The sequence below is a fragment of the Acinetobacter sp. YH12120 genome (assembly GCF_013418795.1).
In the GTDB taxonomy this organism is placed as follows: Bacteria; Pseudomonadota; Gammaproteobacteria; order Pseudomonadales; family Moraxellaceae; genus Acinetobacter; species Acinetobacter towneri.
In genome coordinates, this window is record NZ_VPBI01000014.1 from 35,391 (window position 1) to 50,791 (window position 15,401).

Below are 15,401 nucleotides of genomic sequence, written 5' to 3' on the forward strand. Positions count from 1 at the left end.
CAGGCTGCTCACATTTATGCAGGAATACGCAACACCTGTCCTGGGAAAATGTCATCGGCATTTTTTAGTAATGGACGGTTAGCTTCAAAGATTTTGTTGTATTGGTTGGCATCCCCATAAAATTCTTTAGAAATTTTAGATAAGGTATCGCCTGATTTTACTGTATAGAACTTGCTTTCTGGTTCTGGGGTTGCAACTGTGAGTTGATCATCTACTTGTGCAACATGGTCAATATTACCCACTGCAAGAATAATTTTTTCACGGTCTGCCTGACTGTTGACCTGTCCACGCACTGTCGCTAAGTCAGTAGTTGCGTTATAACTCACCGATAAACCTGTTACAGGTAAGCCTAAACTTTTCACATGCCCCAAAAGTTTATTGGCAATTTCTTGTGCTGATGGTTCTGCAGGTGTGCTTGGTGCAGCTTGTGGCTCTGCAGGTGCTGTATTTTTCTTACCAATCCCTTTTACAAAATCAAAAAGACCCATGAGGTACTCCTATTTTTTTCTGCTGTTTATAAAGCGTCGCTCACTTACATAAGCACGTTTCTGTTCTCATTCATTTATAACTAAAAAAATAAGCGACTTCGGTTGTGATTAGACACTAGCCTGGTAACAAAATGTAAGCTACATCACACATTTAACAAAATGCGCCTTTTTCATATTCGATTGTAAAAACGACAGCGCATAAAAAAGCCACCTTGCGGTGGCTTTCATTTCAGCAGAGCTGAAATCAACAATTAACCAAGTTTTTTAGTTACGTAGTCGATTGCTGATTGAACTGTTGTGATTTCGTTAGAATCTTCGTCTGGGATTGTGATGTCAAAATCGTTTTCGAAAGACATTACAAGCTCTACTAAGTCTAAAGAGTCAGCACCTAAGTCATCCATAAAAGATGCTTCGTTTTTGATTTCTTCAGCTTTAAGACCAAGTTGTTCTGCAACCGCTTGTTTAACGCGTTGTTCGATATCGCTCACAGGAATTCTCCTCATTGCTTGTGGCGTTTTTAATGCCGTTAGTTTAATTGAATCTATAAAATTTTGAAAGTTTATACTTGAGCTTAGCTCATGTATAAACCACCATTTACGTGTAACACTGTACCAGTGATGTAACCAGCTTTGTCAGAAGCCAAGAAACTCACTGCATTTGCGATATCTTGTGGATCACCTAAACGGTTTAATGCCACTTGCTCACTCATTTTTTTGCGAATTTCTTCACTTAGCTGATCTGTCATTTCAGTTGCAATAAAGCCCGGAGCAACCGAGTTTACTGTAATTTGACGACTGCCCATTTCTTTGGCAAGGCTACGGCTGAATGCTTCAATACCGGCTTTTGCCGCAGAATAGTTCGCTTGTCCTGGGTTCGCAAAATGTGCTACCACAGAACTAATATTAATAATGCGTCCAAAACGTGCTTTGGTCATGCCCTTCAAGACACGTTTAGATAAACGGTAAACTGCCTTTAAGTGAATGTTGAGAATGTCATCCCAATCATCTTCTGACATACGCAGTAACAAATTATCTTTGGTAATGCCCGCATTGTTAACTAAAACCAAAACTGAACCATAGCTTTGTTCAATTTCAGAAACCAATGCATCAATGGCTGCACCATCACGGACATCCAATACTTTACCTGCACCGTTTTCTGCAAAACTTGCCGATAATTTTTCTGCGCCCGCTTCAGAAGTGGCAGTACCTACCACAAAAAAACCGTCTTGAATGAGTTGCTGAGCGATGGCTGCACCAATCCCTCGGCTTGCACCTGTGACTAATGCAACTTTACGTTCTTGTGTCATGCAATTTTCCCTTCTGCCACTAAAATGGCATTTAGTGCATCTTCCATACGACTTTGTGTGTCGAGTGGGAATGCTTTTTCGATATTCGGTAAACGCTTCGCAAGATTCGCCAATACGTTGCCTGGGCCACATTCCACGATATATTCAATACCCTGATCTTGTAGGTATTGCATGGTTTGTGTCCACTGCACCGATTGGTACAATTGCGCAGTGAGTGCCTGACCTAATTGCGCAACATCTGCCGCGATTCCAGCGTTGACATTTTGTATTACAGGAATACGCGGTAGCTCAATGGCAGTTTGTTCCAAAGCTTGTGCAAACTGTTCGGCAGCAGGTTTCATCAATGAACAGTGTGAAGGTACAGATACAGGCAGGGCAATGGCTTTACCGCCATTTTCTTTGGCCAATGCCATTACTGCTTCGACTAAAGTTTTATCGCCTGCAATAACCACTTGCCCTTGTGCATTGTAGTTGGCTGCTTCTACCGAGCCACGACCTTGCACATTCACTTGTTCACATAGCTCAAGCACTTTGGCATCTTCAAGGCCTAAAATGGCAGCCATTGCGCCCTGACCTTGTGGCACAGCGTTTTGCATTAATTTGCCGCGCAAGTTTACCAGTTTAACGGCATCGCCCAAGCTCAAGCTGCCTGCAGCTACTAATGCGCTGTATTCGCCCAATGAGTGTCCTGCCAAATATTTTGGTGCAACACCACCCAACTCTAACCACACACGCCATAAAGCGATACTTGCAGTGAGTAATACAGGCTGAGTAAATTCTGTTTGGTCTAAACCTTCACCACTTTGTGTAATGTGCCATAAGTCAAAGCCAATCGCTTCAGAGGCTTCTGCAAATGTTTCGCGCACACCGCTAAACTGTTCTGCAAGCTCAGCCAACATACCGGCTTTTTGTGAGCCTTGACCAGGAAAGACAAATGCAGTTTTAGTGGCTTGAGCTGCTTGCTCGAGTCGTTTAGCAGACATAAAAAATCCTTTAATTAAGATGCGCAAATTGTAGTTTTTTGCAGCTACAACCCACACCTTCTCATGTAAGCTCAGTTATGGAGCGGAAATTTAACACTTAATTTTGTTTTTAGTAATTGCCAAATACAACAAAAATCGGGCACAAAAAAAGGGAGCTTACGCTCCCATTTTTTCTACTAAGCTTGACGCTTAATACATCACCAATTATTCAGCATCTGCTTTAGCGAATAATTGACGACCACGGTAGAAACCATCTTTAGTTACGTGGTGACGACGATGAGTTTCACCAGTAGCTTGGTCTACAGTTAATGCATTCTCGGTTAAAGCGTCATGTGAACGGCGCATGTCACGGCGAGAGCGACTTTTACGGTTTTGCTGAACGGCCATGATGGCTCCTTACAAAGATCGAAAAAATGGATCAGAACAAATTGAGTTGTCTTAACTAAAAATTATAACATAATTTTCAGTTAAGTTTACCTTTCAAACTTGCCAAAACATCAAACGGATTATCACGTTTTTCTTCGGCAATGTTCTGAATGGCAGGTTGATGCTTATGCTCGCAAGCGTCATGCTTAGGAGATAAAGGCAACAACAATAACAATTCATCTTCTATAAGTGACAGTAAATTAGCCGTCGCAGGCGAATCATAATCGCCTTTGGTGGTGGCTTCACTTTCACCTAATACAATGAAATCAGCATCCTCATCCAAGCGCTCTATCAGTGACTCATCATCCACAAGAGCTAGATGAAAATCTGAAACGAGGTCTATTTCTACAGAACCCAAGCAGCGTTGGCATTCCATTGGAACTCTCGTTTCAATATGACCATCTAGCCATACAATGCGATGATACGCATCCATTGATAGCTTACAGTCTATGTTAACCAATTGATCATCAATTGATCCAACAGCTTCACGGGCGATACGAGCAAAGCGAGACAATGGCAGGTTACCTGACCATGTAAAGCCCTGTTCAGCCCATTTAAACGGCTCAATCTGTGCCGGAAAGGTATTTGCTGACATAATTAAGGCGGCAATTCTACAAATTCATCAGTACTCTGTCAAAGATTAAGATACAATTTTGTACTTATTTAGACAGACCAATTTTGGGTAACACAGTCATGCATCTGTTGCAGCCGCAAACAGAAGTGAATTTTTCATCACTTGTGAGCACACTTCCAACCACCAATTCTGACACTTCGCACCCCCAAGTGCAACTCTCGGACTGGGCAAAACTCAATACAGAAACGGAACAGGTGGACTGGCTCATCTTACACTTTAATCACTGGTTTTCCCACCTAAATGTGAACTTGGTCAAAGGTGATTTTGAACCTGAGTACTTTCCTGCCACGGCAACACAGCCTGCACGTATTCAATTTGCACATGGTTTCTTTAATAGCGCTTTACATGAAATTAGCCATTGGAGCATCGCAGGCGAACAACGACGTTTACTGCCAGACTTAGGCTATTGGTATGCTCCCGATGGTCGTACTCAGGAACAACAAGCCTTATTTGAACAGGTTGAAATTAAACCTCAAGCCATTGAATGGCTGTTTGCTCAAGCGTTTGGACGAAAATTCCGTGTATCTTTAGATAACCTGACCGGTGAAGGTGGAGATGGCCGCACATTTAAAGACAATGTCTTTGCCCAAGTGCAGCGTTATTTTAACGGAGAAGCCAAATTACCACGCGATGCAAAACGCTTTATTGAATGTATTTGTTACTGCACCCGAGGTGGCAAAACATTACAAATTGCAGAGTTTGAACGAAAAAATTTGGATTAAATGTAATAAAGCACAAGGCAATGATTGCAACTGACATCAATCCCCTTTCATAATGAGCCTAACGTCACATTTACGCTACTGAGGAATTCATATGTTGCATTTAAGAGTACATCCTGAAAATCCACAGCCGCGTCTAATCAGCCAAGCGGTTGAACGCATACGCGCAGGCGATGTGGTGGTCTATCCAACCGATGCTGCTTATGCGATTGGTTGCCAAATTGGTAATAAAAACGCGATGGAGCGCATTTCACAAATTCGTGGTTTAGGTGCAAAACACCAATACGCCATTATTTGTGCCGATTTATCGGATATTGCCACCTACGCCAAAGTGGACAATGCCATGTATCGTCTGCTGAAAAACAATACGCCTGCGGTCACCACATTTATTTTACCTGCGACCAGTGAAGTTCCGCGTCGCTTGATGCATCCCAATAAAAAAACCATTGGTTTGCGTATTCCAAGCAACCCCATTTGTCGCATGCTGCTTAAAGAATTAGGCGAACCTTTACTGACCAGCACCCTGATTTTACCGGGGCAAGAAGACCCTTTAGATGATCCATACGAGATTGATCTACAACTCAACAAACGTATTGATGTACTGATTGATGGTGGCTTAGGCACACTTAGCACCACCAGTATTATTGATTTATCGGGCGACAACCCGCAAATTGTGCGTCGTGGTGTGGGAGATGTGAGTGCTTTTGAATAAGCATTCACTACCTTCAAAGTGATTGACAGCACGGCAGTTTAAAAGCCTTGCTTGCATGAATTAAACCGATGACTTTATTTCAGGTATTGTTAAATTTGCAGCAGTTCTCGGATGAGATGCACATTTATGTGCAACATCCTTGGACATTAGAGTCCGATGCAATCGTATGTTCCAAAACTGCATTCACAGCAACAATGCCTGAACCTCCCGCTACTTATACTTATTTTTTAGATGCAGCATTATGCAAAGCACTTTTGGCACAATCAGAAAGCCGTAATCTTTGCCTGCAAGACAGCTGCATGGCAATGATTGAATACGCATTACAGAATAAACAGAAATAAATACTTAAAGATTGAATGAGTTAATTTTTACAACTTGCCTTAAATCTCCCTCAATCCCGATTTATTTTAGGCTTTTTTTGATATTTGGTCGTAGAACAGATTTATTTCAATCACGATATCCTTTAGACTAGCCGCTATTAATTCTGAGCTATTTCTCCATCTCCTTCTTATCTGAAGCGGAAATAGCATTTGCATGCTTTTGAAAATTCGCGTGGCCCAACACTGTAATGAATCAATCCCTCCACAATGCGATGGAACCTGCCCAACACATTCGTGTGTTAGATGAGTGGCAAGAGTCGATTCCTGAGGATTTGTATATTCCTCCTGCAGCATTTGAAATTCTGTTAGAGCATTTCGAAGGACCACTCGACTTTTTAATTTACCTGATTCAAAAAAATGGCTTCGATTTACTTCAGTTAGATATTGCCCCGATTGCATCGCAATATTTGTCGTATATGGATGCCATGAAATCGCTAAATATTGAACTGACTGCCGATTATATGGTGATGGCGGCATTACTGGCCGATTTAAAATCCCGCCTGTTGTTGCCTAAACCTGCAAGTATCAGCAGCATTGAAAAAGACCCAAAACAAGAGCTGATTGACCGTTTAGAAACCTATTTAAGAGTCAAGCAAGCAGCTGAACGCTTGGGGCAAATGTCTGTTTTGGAACGCGATACCTTTGCTACCAATCTTAGCTTAGGGCATACCGCAGTCAATAATGTTGGCTATGCAGCCGATCAATTACGTGATGCCTTGTTCTGTATTTTTAATCGTCCTGAACCTGTCACCCATCAAGTTTTGCAAGAACCTGTTTTACTTGAAGAACGGATTGCATTTATTGAAGCCAAACTCGCATCGGGTGAAGTACTAAGTTTTGACGCGTTGCTTAAACCAAGTCAGGGACGCATGGGCATGGTGGTGACCTTTATGGCGATTTTAGAACTGACCCGCCAGCAAAAAGTGTGCATTATCAGCAGCGGTATTGAAGCACCATTGAGCATTCAAGGGGCGCAGACATGAATCCAGAACCAATAATTTCAAGCTTGTCTGAAGGCGAACAACAGCATGAAGTGCTGATGCAACTCGAAGCAATTATTTTTGCCAGTGACAGTGCTGTGTCTTTAGCACGTCTGAAAGAAGCGTTTCAAGATAAGTACAGCAAAGCGCAATTGCGCCAGTTTTTACAACAATTGGCCATGTTACAACATGGTCGCTCGATTGAACTGATCGAAACCGCACAAGGTTTCCGTTTTCAGGTGCGGGCAAAGTATCGTACAATTATTACACAGGTATGGCCTGAACGTCCGACCCGACTTTCACCCTCACTGCTAGAAATACTGGCTGTGATTGCCTACCACCAACCTGTGACCCGTGCAGATATTGAACAAATTCGCGGAGTATCAAACAATAGTCAAATTTTACGTACATTGTTTGATTGGAACTGGATTAAAGAATCAGGTTTCCGAGAACTCCCAGGAAGACCTGCGTTGTTGGTTACAACGCCTCAATTTTTAAATGCGTTTGGCTTGAATTCCTTAAGTCAATTGCCTCCCCTACAGGATGCCAAGGAAGCTTTCATGGCACTCGATGCATCTGCGTCTGTGTCTTGAATAGGTAAACTGTTGATGATCATTTCTAAGGTTATGCTGTCATGAGTGAAAAGTTGCAAAAGGTACTCGCACGAGTAGGCTTGGGTTCTCGCCGTTATATGGAAGAAGTCATTGCCGCTGGTCGTGTGAGTGTCAACGGCCAAGTTGCCCAAGTGGGTGAACGTATCGAACCAGGTGATGAGCTTCGCATCGATGGTCGTAAAGTTCAGTTCCAAATTGAAGATGAAATTCGTCGTCGTGTTCTGATTTACTACAAACCAGAAGGCGAAATTTGCTCACGCAACGACCCAGAACAGCGCCCAACTGTATTTGATAACCTGCCTGCAATTGCCAATGATCGTTGGGTAATGGTTGGTCGTCTGGACATTAACTCGACAGGTTTATTGCTATTCACCAACGATGGTGAATTAGCCAACCGTTTAATGCACCCATCGAACGAAATTGAACGTGAATATGCAGTTCGTGTGATGGGTGAAGTGACACCACAACTGAAAAACAACATGCTGCGCGGCGTAGTGCTAGATGATGGCCCTGCCAAGTTTGAATCTTTCTCTGAAATTGGCGGTGATGGTATTAACCGCTGGTATCAAGTGGTGGTAAAAGAAGGTCGTAACCGCGAAGTTCGTCGTATTTTTGAATCACAAGGTCTGAAAGTCAGCCGTCTATTGCGTACCCGTTACGGCACGGTAATTTTACCGCGTGAATTACGTACAGGTCGCTGGATGGAATTGGATAAAAATGACATCGATAACCTTGCCAAAGCGGTTGAGTTAAAACCACGTCAAGGCACAGGTTTGTACGGCATGGCAAAACGTCGCAATGAGCGTATGCAGGAAAAACCATTGGCGGCTCGTCGTGGTGGTTTCTTGCGTCAGCAACGTCGTGACACCGAAGAAGCTGCACAAAACACAGGTTTTGCACCACGTGAATCACGCCAAGAAGGTAACAGTTACGGCAACCGTGAGCGTCGCCAAGACGGTAACAGCTATGGCAATCGTGAACGTCGCCAAGACGGCAATAGCTATGGCAACCGTGAGCGTCGTCAAGATGGTAACAGCTATGGCAACCGCGAACGTCGCCAAGACGGCAATAGCTATGGCAACCGTGAGCGTCGCCAAGACGGTAACAGCTATGGCAACCGCGAACCACGTCAGGATGGTAACAGCTACAGCAACCGTGAACCACGTCAGGATGGCAACAGCTACGGCAACCGTGAACGTCGTGACGAAAATGCACCACGCAAACCGTTTGGCAATAAAAGCTTTAAAAAATTCTAAAAGCTGAAATACGCCAAATTGATAAAAAGCCACACGTTCATGTGTGGCTTTTTTATTGGGCAAATTGGTTGGACAAAAAATAATAAAAATTAAATATTTGGCAATACAGGAATTTCAATCCACTGTGCTTTTGGAAAGCTTTTTGACAAATAATTTTTTAAATATTTGGCAGTATCCTGCGAAATTAAAGGGTCTTGTGATTCATCGTTCAAATTATATGCCAATGCATGTAAATTCAAACCACGTGTTTTTAAAGCTTCCAAACTGAGCAAAGTGTGGTTAATACTGCCCAAACGCCCAGAACTCACCAAAATAACAGGATATTGTTTTTGCTCAATATAGTCGATGGTGAGTAGGTCTGTGGTCAGCGGCACCATGAGTCCACCCGCACCTTCTAATAATACTGCATCATACTTTGCTGCCAGTTGCGCAGTCGCAGCCTCAATTTTAGCAAAGTCAATCTCACGACCATCAATTTGTGTAGCCAAATGCGGTGAAGCAGGATAGCTAAAAATTTCAGGCATGGTGAGTTTGTCATCATCTTCAGGCAACCATTCACTGCCCATAATTTTACGATGCTGCTCAATATCTTCTGAAACGTCTTGATTGCCCGTTTGAATCAGTTTTTGGGTAATGGTCTGAATACCCTGTTCATTCATGGTCTTGGCTAAATAACCCGTGGCATAGGTTTTGCCAATCCCTGTATCAATACCACTCACAAAATAGACTTGAGCTGTCATGGCATTCTCCGTGCAAGACAATAAATAGGATGATACGTGAGCGTATAACTTTTTTGCTGTGAGCTATGCTGCTGACTAAACTGTTCATAGCCCCGATAAAATTCGGTTAAAGTCGTTTTGTTCCAACGCTGCCCTTGTGCTGTACCCGTGACACCTGTGGCTTTTAAATGCTGCAAAATCTGTTTAGGATGTTCAAAACTTAATGATTCAAGCTGCTCTGAACAGTGTAATACTTCAAAGCCCTGCTGTTTAAGCTGTTGTTGTAACGCATCCATACTCAAATAATGTAAGCCTTGACCTGTTAATTGCTTAATTTCAGTCAAGTTTTGAGGGCCAAACGTCGAAAAGCACAAATACCCTTGCGGCTTTAACGCTTGATTCGCCTTGCGCAATAATGCTCCAAAATCTTCCACCCATTGCAAAGCCGAACTCGAACAAATTAAATCCAAAGACTGCGGAAAATCGAGCTGTTCTATATCGCCAATTAAGCCATGAATTTGCGTACTAGTTGTTTGAGGATGATGCAGATACGCATGCAACACTTCGGCATATAAATCATTTAAAGTCAGCTGTTGAATTTGAAATTCACGCAGTAGCAAGTCGGTTAAATTCCCTGAACCACAGCCGATTTCCAAGACGTTTTCAAAGCAAGGCTGAGGTTGATCTGACAACTTTTGCTGCACAATATATTGCTGCATTTTTGCCATTAACTGCTGACAAATTTGCTGCTGTACCACGGCATGCGTTTTATAACTCTGATGAGCGCGGGCAAAACGCTGTGCCACTTGTGCCTTATCTATACGCATACGCACACTCAAAGCAAATCCAGTAACTGTGTTAAATCTGCCGTTTCAAATTGCGTATTTAAACAAATCCGCAGTCTTGAACTGCCTTGCGGCACAGTCGGTGGACGTACAGGCATCACATAAAAACCTGCAGTCTGTAACTGTCGGGCTTTGCTTACAGTTGCAGTAGAGTCGCCAATAATCACAGGTACAATTTGCGAAGTTGATGGGCAAGCAAAACCTTTGGCCTGAATCCCCTGCTGTATAGATTGGCTCAAGGCCGCCAAATGCTGACGCTGTGCCTGCATGTGCACAATCTGATTCAGCATAAACTGCGTCCACGCCATACAAATAGGTGGCTGTGCGGTACTAAAAATTAGCGGGCGCATCCGATTAATTAGGTAATCACGGACAATCGGATCACAGATCAAATATCCCCCAACTGAAGCAACGGCTTTGCCAAACGTCCCAACCAGAAAATCAATGGCATCAATCACGCCATATTGTTCGGCACAACCTAAACCTTGCTGCCCACGTACGCCAATCGCATGTGCTTCATCGACATATAACATGACTTTGGCAAAATGCTGTTTCAGCGCGACCAATGCGGCTAAATCAGTTTCATCACCATCCATACTAAAAATGGATTCAGTCACCACAATAATGCGTTCATAATTATCATCGGCATGATATTGCGTCAGCAATTGCTGCAAATGTGCCAAATCATTATGCCGATAACGCAAATATTTTGCAGATGACAAACGAATGCCATCAATCATGCTGGCATGTACCAGTTTATCGGCCAAAATTAGGGTTTTCGCATCTGCCAATGCAGGTAAAATACCAATATTCATGTGATAGCCGCTATTAAACAGCAAGGCAGCTCGCCCATGAAATAATTGCGTTAATGTGGCTTCAAGCTGTTCATAGGCAGGGAAATTTCCAGTCAGCAAACGTGATGAAGATGCACTCATTAAACGCTGTGCATTGGGCGTTTCATCAAAAAACTGTTCACGTAAGCGCAAATCAGAGGCTAAACCCAAATAATCATTGGAAGATAAATTCAGCATCTGCTGTTGCTGAATTTCAATTGTTTTACCTTGCTGCTGATTGCTGCGAAATTGACGAAAATTGCCCTGTTGGCGAAGCTGATCAAGCTGTTCTGCATAGTGATCGAGTAAACTCATGCGCTCGCTCCTTGCATACCTGTCACCACCTCAGCCAATTGCTGCAATAAAGTATTTAGTTCTGCTGCTGTAATCACATACGGCGGCATCACATAGACCAATTTACCAAAAGGACGTACCCAAATACCACGTTGCACAAATTCTTGTTGCAGGCTTTGCATATCGACAGCATGTTTAAGTTCTACCACACCAATTGCACCTAAAACTCGCACATCCTGCACCCATGCCAAATTAGCCAATGGTGTTAAATGCTGTTCAAGTTGCTGTTGTATACGTTGAATTTTGGCTTGCCAGTCTTGTTCTAATAATAATTGGGTACTTTTTACTGCAACCGCGCAGGCCAGTGGATTTGCCATAAAGGTCGGGCCATGCATAAACACACCTGCCTCACCTTGCGAAATCGTTTCTGCAACATGCTTCGTGGTCAATGTGGCAGACAAGGTCATATAACCGCCTGTCAGCCCTTTGCCGATACACATAATATCGGGTTCGACCTGTGCATGTTCCCATGCAAACAACTTGCCTGTACGCCCAAAACCTGTGGCAATTTCATCAAAAATTAACAACACATCATATTGTTCACAGAGCAATTTGGCTTGACGCAAATATTCAGGATGATAAAAGCGCATGCCGCCTGCACCTTGCACAATCGGCTCAATAATCATGGCAGCAACCTGCTGATGATGCTCTGCCAAACTTTGCGCCAATTCTGCAATATCAGCAGGATTCCATTCTTGATCAAAGGCTGTTTTCGGTGCAGATACAAAATAACGACGCGCCAAACTTGAGCCAAAAACCTGATGCATCCCTGTGACAGGATCACAGACCGACATGGCATTCCATGTATCGCCATGATAGCCAGAACGGGTGGTAATAAAATTGGTTTTCTCGGTTTTGCCTTGTGCTGTCCAGTATTGCACCGCCATTTTCAGCGCCACTTCAACAGCAACTGAACCTGAATCTGCATAAAAAATTTTATCTAAACTCGGTGGGGTAATTTCGAGCAGCAAACGCCCTAACTCAATAGCAGGACGATGGGTCAATCCACCAAACATGATATGCGCCATACTGTCGAGTTGCTCGGTCACAGCACGGTTCAGTTTAGGATGGTTGTAGCCATGAATCGCACACCACCACGATGACATGCCATCAATCAACTGGCGACCATCTTCAAGTTCAATGGTGCTGCCAAATGCCCGCTTAACCTTAAAGGTTGTTAAGGGCTGAGTCATAGAGGTGTAAGGATGCCAAAGATGTTCACGATCAAAAGCCAAATCCATCTGTTCTGTCATCCCACCATCATCCTTGATCTTGTAAAAAACTTGATGTGCTAAATCTTAAACCTGTCTACAGATAAAATAAATTGCGAGATTTGTCACTTATGGACCTGTTGGCGGGTTTTTCTGTAAATATTGGCAGATTTTGCTAGTCAACTCATCGGCATGGAACAATGGCAGCCCATGCGAGCCTTGCAAAACATCTACGCTTAAAAACTTTGCAGCTAAATTTTGCAGTTTAGCTGCAACTTTGCAATCAACTAAAACATCCTGCTCGGCAAAAAGATGATACTGCAGACCTGTATAATTTTTAAGCTTAGTCACCAAGTTTAAGTTTTCCAATAAATCCAAACCGTGTTGAAGCAAAGATTGCGGCTGTGGCTGAACCAAACTTTGTAATTGTAATAGGTCGGTTTTACTACTAGTGACACCCTGACACACCATAAAACCAAAACGCTTTAGGGTCAGAATTGGGTCTTGTGCAAAAGATTGTTTAAACTGGGCAAACGTGGCTTGTGGCATAGCGGTATCCCAATCGGCTTGTGCAACAAAACACGGATTGGATGCAATGGTAATTAAGGTTTTATATCCTGCATATTGGCTGGCAATCGCATCGACCAGTAGCGTTGCCAATTGCCCACCCAGTGACCAGCCCATAATTACATCAAACTGACGTGCAAATTCAACCTGTTGCTGCATGACTTGAGCATCAGTAGCGTTAAAAATATTGATGAGCTCAACCCGAAAACCTTGTGCAGTTAAGGCTTGCTGTAACGGATTTAAGAGTGCAGTACCACCGCCCCAGCCTGTAATCAATAAAATCTGTTGTTGCACGTGGCTTGCTCTCAAGTTAGAAAATCACCTCAGTATAATACTGAATCGGCTCAATCGACATCTGCAAAGCACCAAGATACATCCTTAAAAAAACCAATTGATATAAAAAAGCCAATCTATAAAAACCGATCTATAAAAAAACCCGACTTATCATAAATCGGGTTTTGGTCTATTTTGCTTTGATCAGATTACATTTGCGATTGAATGTAGTTTTGTAAACCAATCAATTCAATTAAACGTAATTGTTTTTCCAACCAGTACGTATGATCTTCTTCTGTGTCGGTCATTTGCTGACGCAACATATCACGGCTGACATAATCGCCTTTTTCTTCACACAATTTTACGCCTTGCGCCAATTTTTCACGTACTTCGTATTCCAGTTTTAAATCGGCTTTTAAGCAAGACACCACATCTTCACCCACGTCGATGTCATCGCGCTGCATATTTGGAGTGCCTTCAAGGAACAATACACGACGAATTAAAGCATCGGCATGCTGCGCTTCTTCCTGCATTTCATGGTCAATGCGCTCAAAAATTTTGCTTAAACCCCAATCTTCATACATACGCGAATGAATCAGGTATTGATCGCGAGCAGCCAGTTCGCCACCAATCAACATATTTAAATAGTCTACGACTTCTGGATTGCCACGCATTTGCTGTACTCCCTTTCTTAATCCAGTCATTATGGACACATTCAGGCAAAATTGCAAAAGTTAATTATTGTAAACCCATGATTTTTATAAAATTAAAATGAGAAACATACGCATTTGCAATATAACTTAAAAATTCCCATATATAAAACAACTGCTTGGCAAAACTTAGCTTTAAAAATGACAATACAATGATTTTGCATCATTTTGTAAATATTGAAAGAAACCATACTTTGACGCTCAAGTATCGTAAAAAACGCCTAAAAAGCGGATTTTAAAACCCAGCTGCTTTATGATAGTCACGAGTTCCATCACTTTCTTAAAATAATGACAAATCTAAATACATCTGCACCCATTTTAGTCACAGGCGCAACAGGCTATATTGCCAGTTGGGTCATTAAAAACCTGCTTGAACAAGGACATACCGTACACGCGACGGTGCGTGATCTGAAAAAAACCCACAGTTTTCAACATCTGACTGATATCGCGGCAAAAAGCACAGGCAACTTACAATTATTCCAAGCCAACTTACTTGAAGAAGGTGCTTTTGATCCCGCCATGCAAGGTTGTGAAATCGTGCTGCACATGGCCTCGCCTTTTGTGGTCACCAATTATAAAGATGCCATCAAAGACATTATTGAGCCTGCCGTAATTGGCACTGAAAATGTGTTAAACAGCGTTAATCGTACTGCATCGGTAAAGCGTGTAGTGGTGACTTCAAGTATTGCTGCAACCTATGGCGATGCGATTGATATTTTAAATACGGCCAATAATCGCTTTGATGAAAGTCACTGGAATACTAGCAGTAGCCCTGAGCATCAGCCTTATCCTTATTCAAAAGTGGCAGCTGAACGCAAAGCTTGGGAAATCGCAAAGGCACAAAACCGCTGGGATTTGGTCTGTATCAACCCTGCTTTGGTGCTTGGCCCATCGTTGACCAAAAACACCCAATCGGGCAGCGTGGAAGTGTTATTGCAGTTTGCCAACGGTATGACCTTGGCAGGTGTCCCTGCTATGTGGAATGGCATTGTCGATGTGCGTGATGTTGCCGATGCTCACATTCAGGCCGCATTCAACCCTGCTGCTGAAGGTCGCTATATTATTAGCGGTGGCACACTCAGCTTATTGGAAATGGGCAAAATTTTAGCGCAGCACTTTGGACGTAAATACCCTTTCCCACGCAATCAGTTACCTAAATTTGCCTTTAAAGCCTTTGGCCCTCTACTTGGTTTTTCCCGTAAATTTGTGGAACTGAATATGGGCTACCCAATTTATTTTAATGCGGAAAAAAGTCAGCGTGAATTGGGTATGCACTACCGCAATATTGAAACCAGTCTAGTCGAACATTTTCAGCAACTCATTGATGATGGCATTGTGAAGAAACGTTAAACCTTCGACTTCTCTCAGTAAAAACCAAGGCACTTCATCGT

Annotated in this window: 18 protein-coding genes and 1 pseudogene; 7 read left to right on the top strand and 12 right to left on the bottom strand. The window is 42.8% G+C overall.

The window, feature by feature from the left end; genetic code table 11:
• Positions 1 to 14 precede the first annotated feature (14 nt).
• The 6 genes from lysM to FTU58_RS09885 all read right to left on the bottom strand — a co-directional run bounded on the left by lysM (position 15) and on the right by FTU58_RS09885 (position 3,798).
• Positions 15 to 488: a peptidoglycan-binding protein LysM gene (gene lysM, locus FTU58_RS09860; RefSeq protein ID WP_004972325.1), complete on the bottom strand. Its 474-nt coding sequence runs from the start codon at positions 486 to 488 to the stop codon at positions 15 to 17.
• A 251-nt stretch (positions 489 to 739) separates the two neighbouring features.
• Positions 740 to 976, bottom strand: coding sequence for an acyl carrier protein (gene acpP / locus FTU58_RS09865; RefSeq protein WP_001279871.1), 237 nt, complete (start codon positions 974 to 976; stop codon positions 740 to 742).
• A gap of 83 nt (positions 977 to 1,059) precedes the next feature.
• Positions 1,060 to 1,794, bottom strand: coding sequence for a 3-oxoacyl-ACP reductase FabG (gene fabG / locus FTU58_RS09870; RefSeq protein ID WP_004972328.1), 735 nt, complete (start codon positions 1,792 to 1,794; stop codon positions 1,060 to 1,062).
• On the bottom strand, positions 1,791 to 2,777 hold the full coding sequence (fabD, locus tag FTU58_RS09875; protein WP_180062396.1) for an ACP S-malonyltransferase: 987 nt from the start codon (positions 2,775 to 2,777) through the stop codon (positions 1,791 to 1,793). Before fabD ends, fabG begins: the two co-directional genes overlap by 4 nt.
• A 204-nt stretch (positions 2,778 to 2,981) precedes the next feature.
• Complete coding sequence (gene rpmF / locus FTU58_RS09880) at positions 2,982 to 3,164, bottom strand: 50S ribosomal protein L32 (RefSeq protein WP_004972331.1); 183 nt, start codon at positions 3,162 to 3,164, stop codon at positions 2,982 to 2,984.
• 76 nt (positions 3,165 to 3,240) lie between these two features.
• The gene (locus FTU58_RS09885) at positions 3,241 to 3,798 is read right to left on the bottom strand and encodes a DUF177 domain-containing protein (RefSeq protein ID WP_131260705.1); all 558 of its coding nucleotides are present in this window, start codon (positions 3,796 to 3,798) and stop codon (positions 3,241 to 3,243) included.
• Between the two features lie 98 nt (positions 3,799 to 3,896).
• On the opposite strand from FTU58_RS09885, the gene FTU58_RS09890 reads away from it, so the two are divergent.
• The 6 genes and pseudogenes from FTU58_RS09890 to rluB all read left to right on the top strand — a co-directional run.
• Entirely contained in the window at positions 3,897 to 4,559 is a 663-nt protein-coding gene (locus tag FTU58_RS09890; protein ID WP_096902070.1) for an elongation factor P hydroxylase, read from the top strand.
• A gap of 91 nt (positions 4,560 to 4,650) precedes the next feature.
• Entirely contained in the window at positions 4,651 to 5,268 is a 618-nt protein-coding gene (locus tag FTU58_RS09895; protein ID WP_004972336.1) for an L-threonylcarbamoyladenylate synthase, read from the top strand.
• A gap of 68 nt (positions 5,269 to 5,336) precedes the next feature.
• Positions 5,337 to 5,609: a hypothetical protein gene (locus tag FTU58_RS09900; protein ID WP_096902074.1), complete on the top strand. Its 273-nt coding sequence runs from the start codon at positions 5,337 to 5,339 to the stop codon at positions 5,607 to 5,609.
• 227 nt (positions 5,610 to 5,836) lie between these two features.
• Positions 5,837 to 6,631 carry a ScpA family protein gene (locus tag FTU58_RS09905; protein ID WP_180062397.1) on the top strand — a complete coding sequence of 265 codons (795 nt, stop codon included), beginning with the start codon at positions 5,837 to 5,839 and terminating at the stop codon, positions 6,629 to 6,631.
• Complete coding sequence (gene scpB / locus FTU58_RS09910) at positions 6,628 to 7,221, top strand: SMC-Scp complex subunit ScpB (protein ID WP_004972340.1); 594 nt, start codon at positions 6,628 to 6,630, stop codon at positions 7,219 to 7,221. The genes FTU58_RS09905 and scpB overlap by 4 nt, the downstream gene beginning before the upstream one ends.
• Positions 7,222 to 7,262: 41 nt before the next feature.
• Positions 7,263 to 8,135, top strand: a pseudogene (gene rluB / locus FTU58_RS09915) (23S rRNA pseudouridine(2605) synthase RluB); the annotation flags it as partial.
• A gap of 452 nt (positions 8,136 to 8,587) precedes the next feature.
• Here the strand turns inward: rluB and bioD are convergent.
• The 6 genes from bioD to bfr all read right to left on the bottom strand — a co-directional run bounded on the left by bioD (position 8,588) and on the right by bfr (position 13,974).
• A complete protein-coding gene (gene bioD / locus FTU58_RS09920) occupies positions 8,588 to 9,238 on the bottom strand; it encodes a dethiobiotin synthase (RefSeq protein WP_096902081.1) in 651 nt (216 codons plus the stop codon).
• The gene (gene bioC / locus FTU58_RS09925) at positions 9,235 to 10,044 is read right to left on the bottom strand and encodes a malonyl-ACP O-methyltransferase BioC (RefSeq protein WP_179988531.1); all 810 of its coding nucleotides are present in this window, start codon (positions 10,042 to 10,044) and stop codon (positions 9,235 to 9,237) included. Before bioC ends, bioD begins: the two co-directional genes overlap by 4 nt.
• Positions 10,045 to 10,052: 8 nt before the next feature.
• Complete coding sequence (locus tag FTU58_RS09930; protein ID WP_180062399.1) at positions 10,053 to 11,210, bottom strand: 8-amino-7-oxononanoate synthase; 1,158 nt, start codon at positions 11,208 to 11,210, stop codon at positions 10,053 to 10,055.
• Complete coding sequence (bioA, locus tag FTU58_RS09935) at positions 11,207 to 12,490, bottom strand: adenosylmethionine--8-amino-7-oxononanoate transaminase (RefSeq protein WP_180062407.1); 1,284 nt, start codon at positions 12,488 to 12,490, stop codon at positions 11,207 to 11,209. Before bioA ends, FTU58_RS09930 begins: the two co-directional genes overlap by 4 nt.
• Positions 12,491 to 12,589: 99 nt before the next feature.
• Positions 12,590 to 13,321, bottom strand: coding sequence for an alpha/beta fold hydrolase (locus FTU58_RS09940; RefSeq protein WP_096902085.1), 732 nt, complete (start codon positions 13,319 to 13,321; stop codon positions 12,590 to 12,592).
• Positions 13,322 to 13,509: 188 nt separating this feature from the next.
• Positions 13,510 to 13,974 carry a bacterioferritin gene (gene bfr / locus FTU58_RS09945; protein ID WP_004972356.1) on the bottom strand — a complete coding sequence of 155 codons (465 nt, stop codon included), beginning with the start codon at positions 13,972 to 13,974 and terminating at the stop codon, positions 13,510 to 13,512.
• Positions 13,975 to 14,298: 324 nt separating this feature from the next.
• Between bfr and FTU58_RS09950 the strand changes: the two genes are divergently transcribed.
• Positions 14,299 to 15,360, top strand: coding sequence for an aldehyde reductase (locus tag FTU58_RS09950; RefSeq protein ID WP_136144292.1), 1,062 nt, complete (start codon positions 14,299 to 14,301; stop codon positions 15,358 to 15,360).
• Positions 15,361 to 15,401 lie beyond the last annotated feature (41 nt).

Bases quoted from the DNA above. Each gene is read 5' to 3' on its own strand.
- bioD (WP_096902081.1), bottom strand. From the start codon at position 9,238: ATGACAGCTCAAGTCTATTTTGTGAGTGGTATTGATACAGGGATTGGC.
- bioC (WP_179988531.1), bottom strand. From the start codon at position 10,044: ATGCGTATAGATAAGGCACAAGTGGCACAGCGTTTTGCCCGCGCTCAT.
- bfr (WP_004972356.1), bottom strand. From the start codon at position 13,974: ATGCGTGGCAATCCAGAAGTCGTAGACTATTTAAATATGTTGATTGGT.
- FTU58_RS09895 (WP_004972336.1), top strand. From the start codon at position 4,651: ATGTTGCATTTAAGAGTACATCCTGAAAATCCACAGCCGCGTCTAATC.
- FTU58_RS09930 (WP_180062399.1), bottom strand. From the start codon at position 11,210: ATGAGTTTACTCGATCACTATGCAGAACAGCTTGATCAGCTTCGCCAA.
- FTU58_RS09950 (WP_136144292.1), top strand. From the start codon at position 14,299: ATGACAAATCTAAATACATCTGCACCCATTTTAGTCACAGGCGCAACA.
- lysM (WP_004972325.1), bottom strand. From the start codon at position 488: ATGGGTCTTTTTGATTTTGTAAAAGGGATTGGTAAGAAAAATACAGCA.
- fabD (WP_180062396.1), bottom strand. From the start codon at position 2,777: ATGTCTGCTAAACGACTCGAGCAAGCAGCTCAAGCCACTAAAACTGCA.
- FTU58_RS09905 (WP_180062397.1), top strand. From the start codon at position 5,837: ATGAATCAATCCCTCCACAATGCGATGGAACCTGCCCAACACATTCGT.
- scpB (WP_004972340.1), top strand. From the start codon at position 6,628: ATGAATCCAGAACCAATAATTTCAAGCTTGTCTGAAGGCGAACAACAG.
- bioA (WP_180062407.1), bottom strand. From the start codon at position 12,490: ATGGATTTGGCTTTTGATCGTGAACATCTTTGGCATCCTTACACCTCT.
- fabG (WP_004972328.1), bottom strand. From the start codon at position 1,794: ATGACACAAGAACGTAAAGTTGCATTAGTCACAGGTGCAAGCCGAGGG.
- rpmF (WP_004972331.1), bottom strand. From the start codon at position 3,164: ATGGCCGTTCAGCAAAACCGTAAAAGTCGCTCTCGCCGTGACATGCGC.
- FTU58_RS09885 (WP_131260705.1), bottom strand. From the start codon at position 3,798: ATGTCAGCAAATACCTTTCCGGCACAGATTGAGCCGTTTAAATGGGCT.
- FTU58_RS09890 (WP_096902070.1), top strand. From the start codon at position 3,897: ATGCATCTGTTGCAGCCGCAAACAGAAGTGAATTTTTCATCACTTGTG.
- FTU58_RS09900 (WP_096902074.1), top strand. From the start codon at position 5,337: ATGACTTTATTTCAGGTATTGTTAAATTTGCAGCAGTTCTCGGATGAG.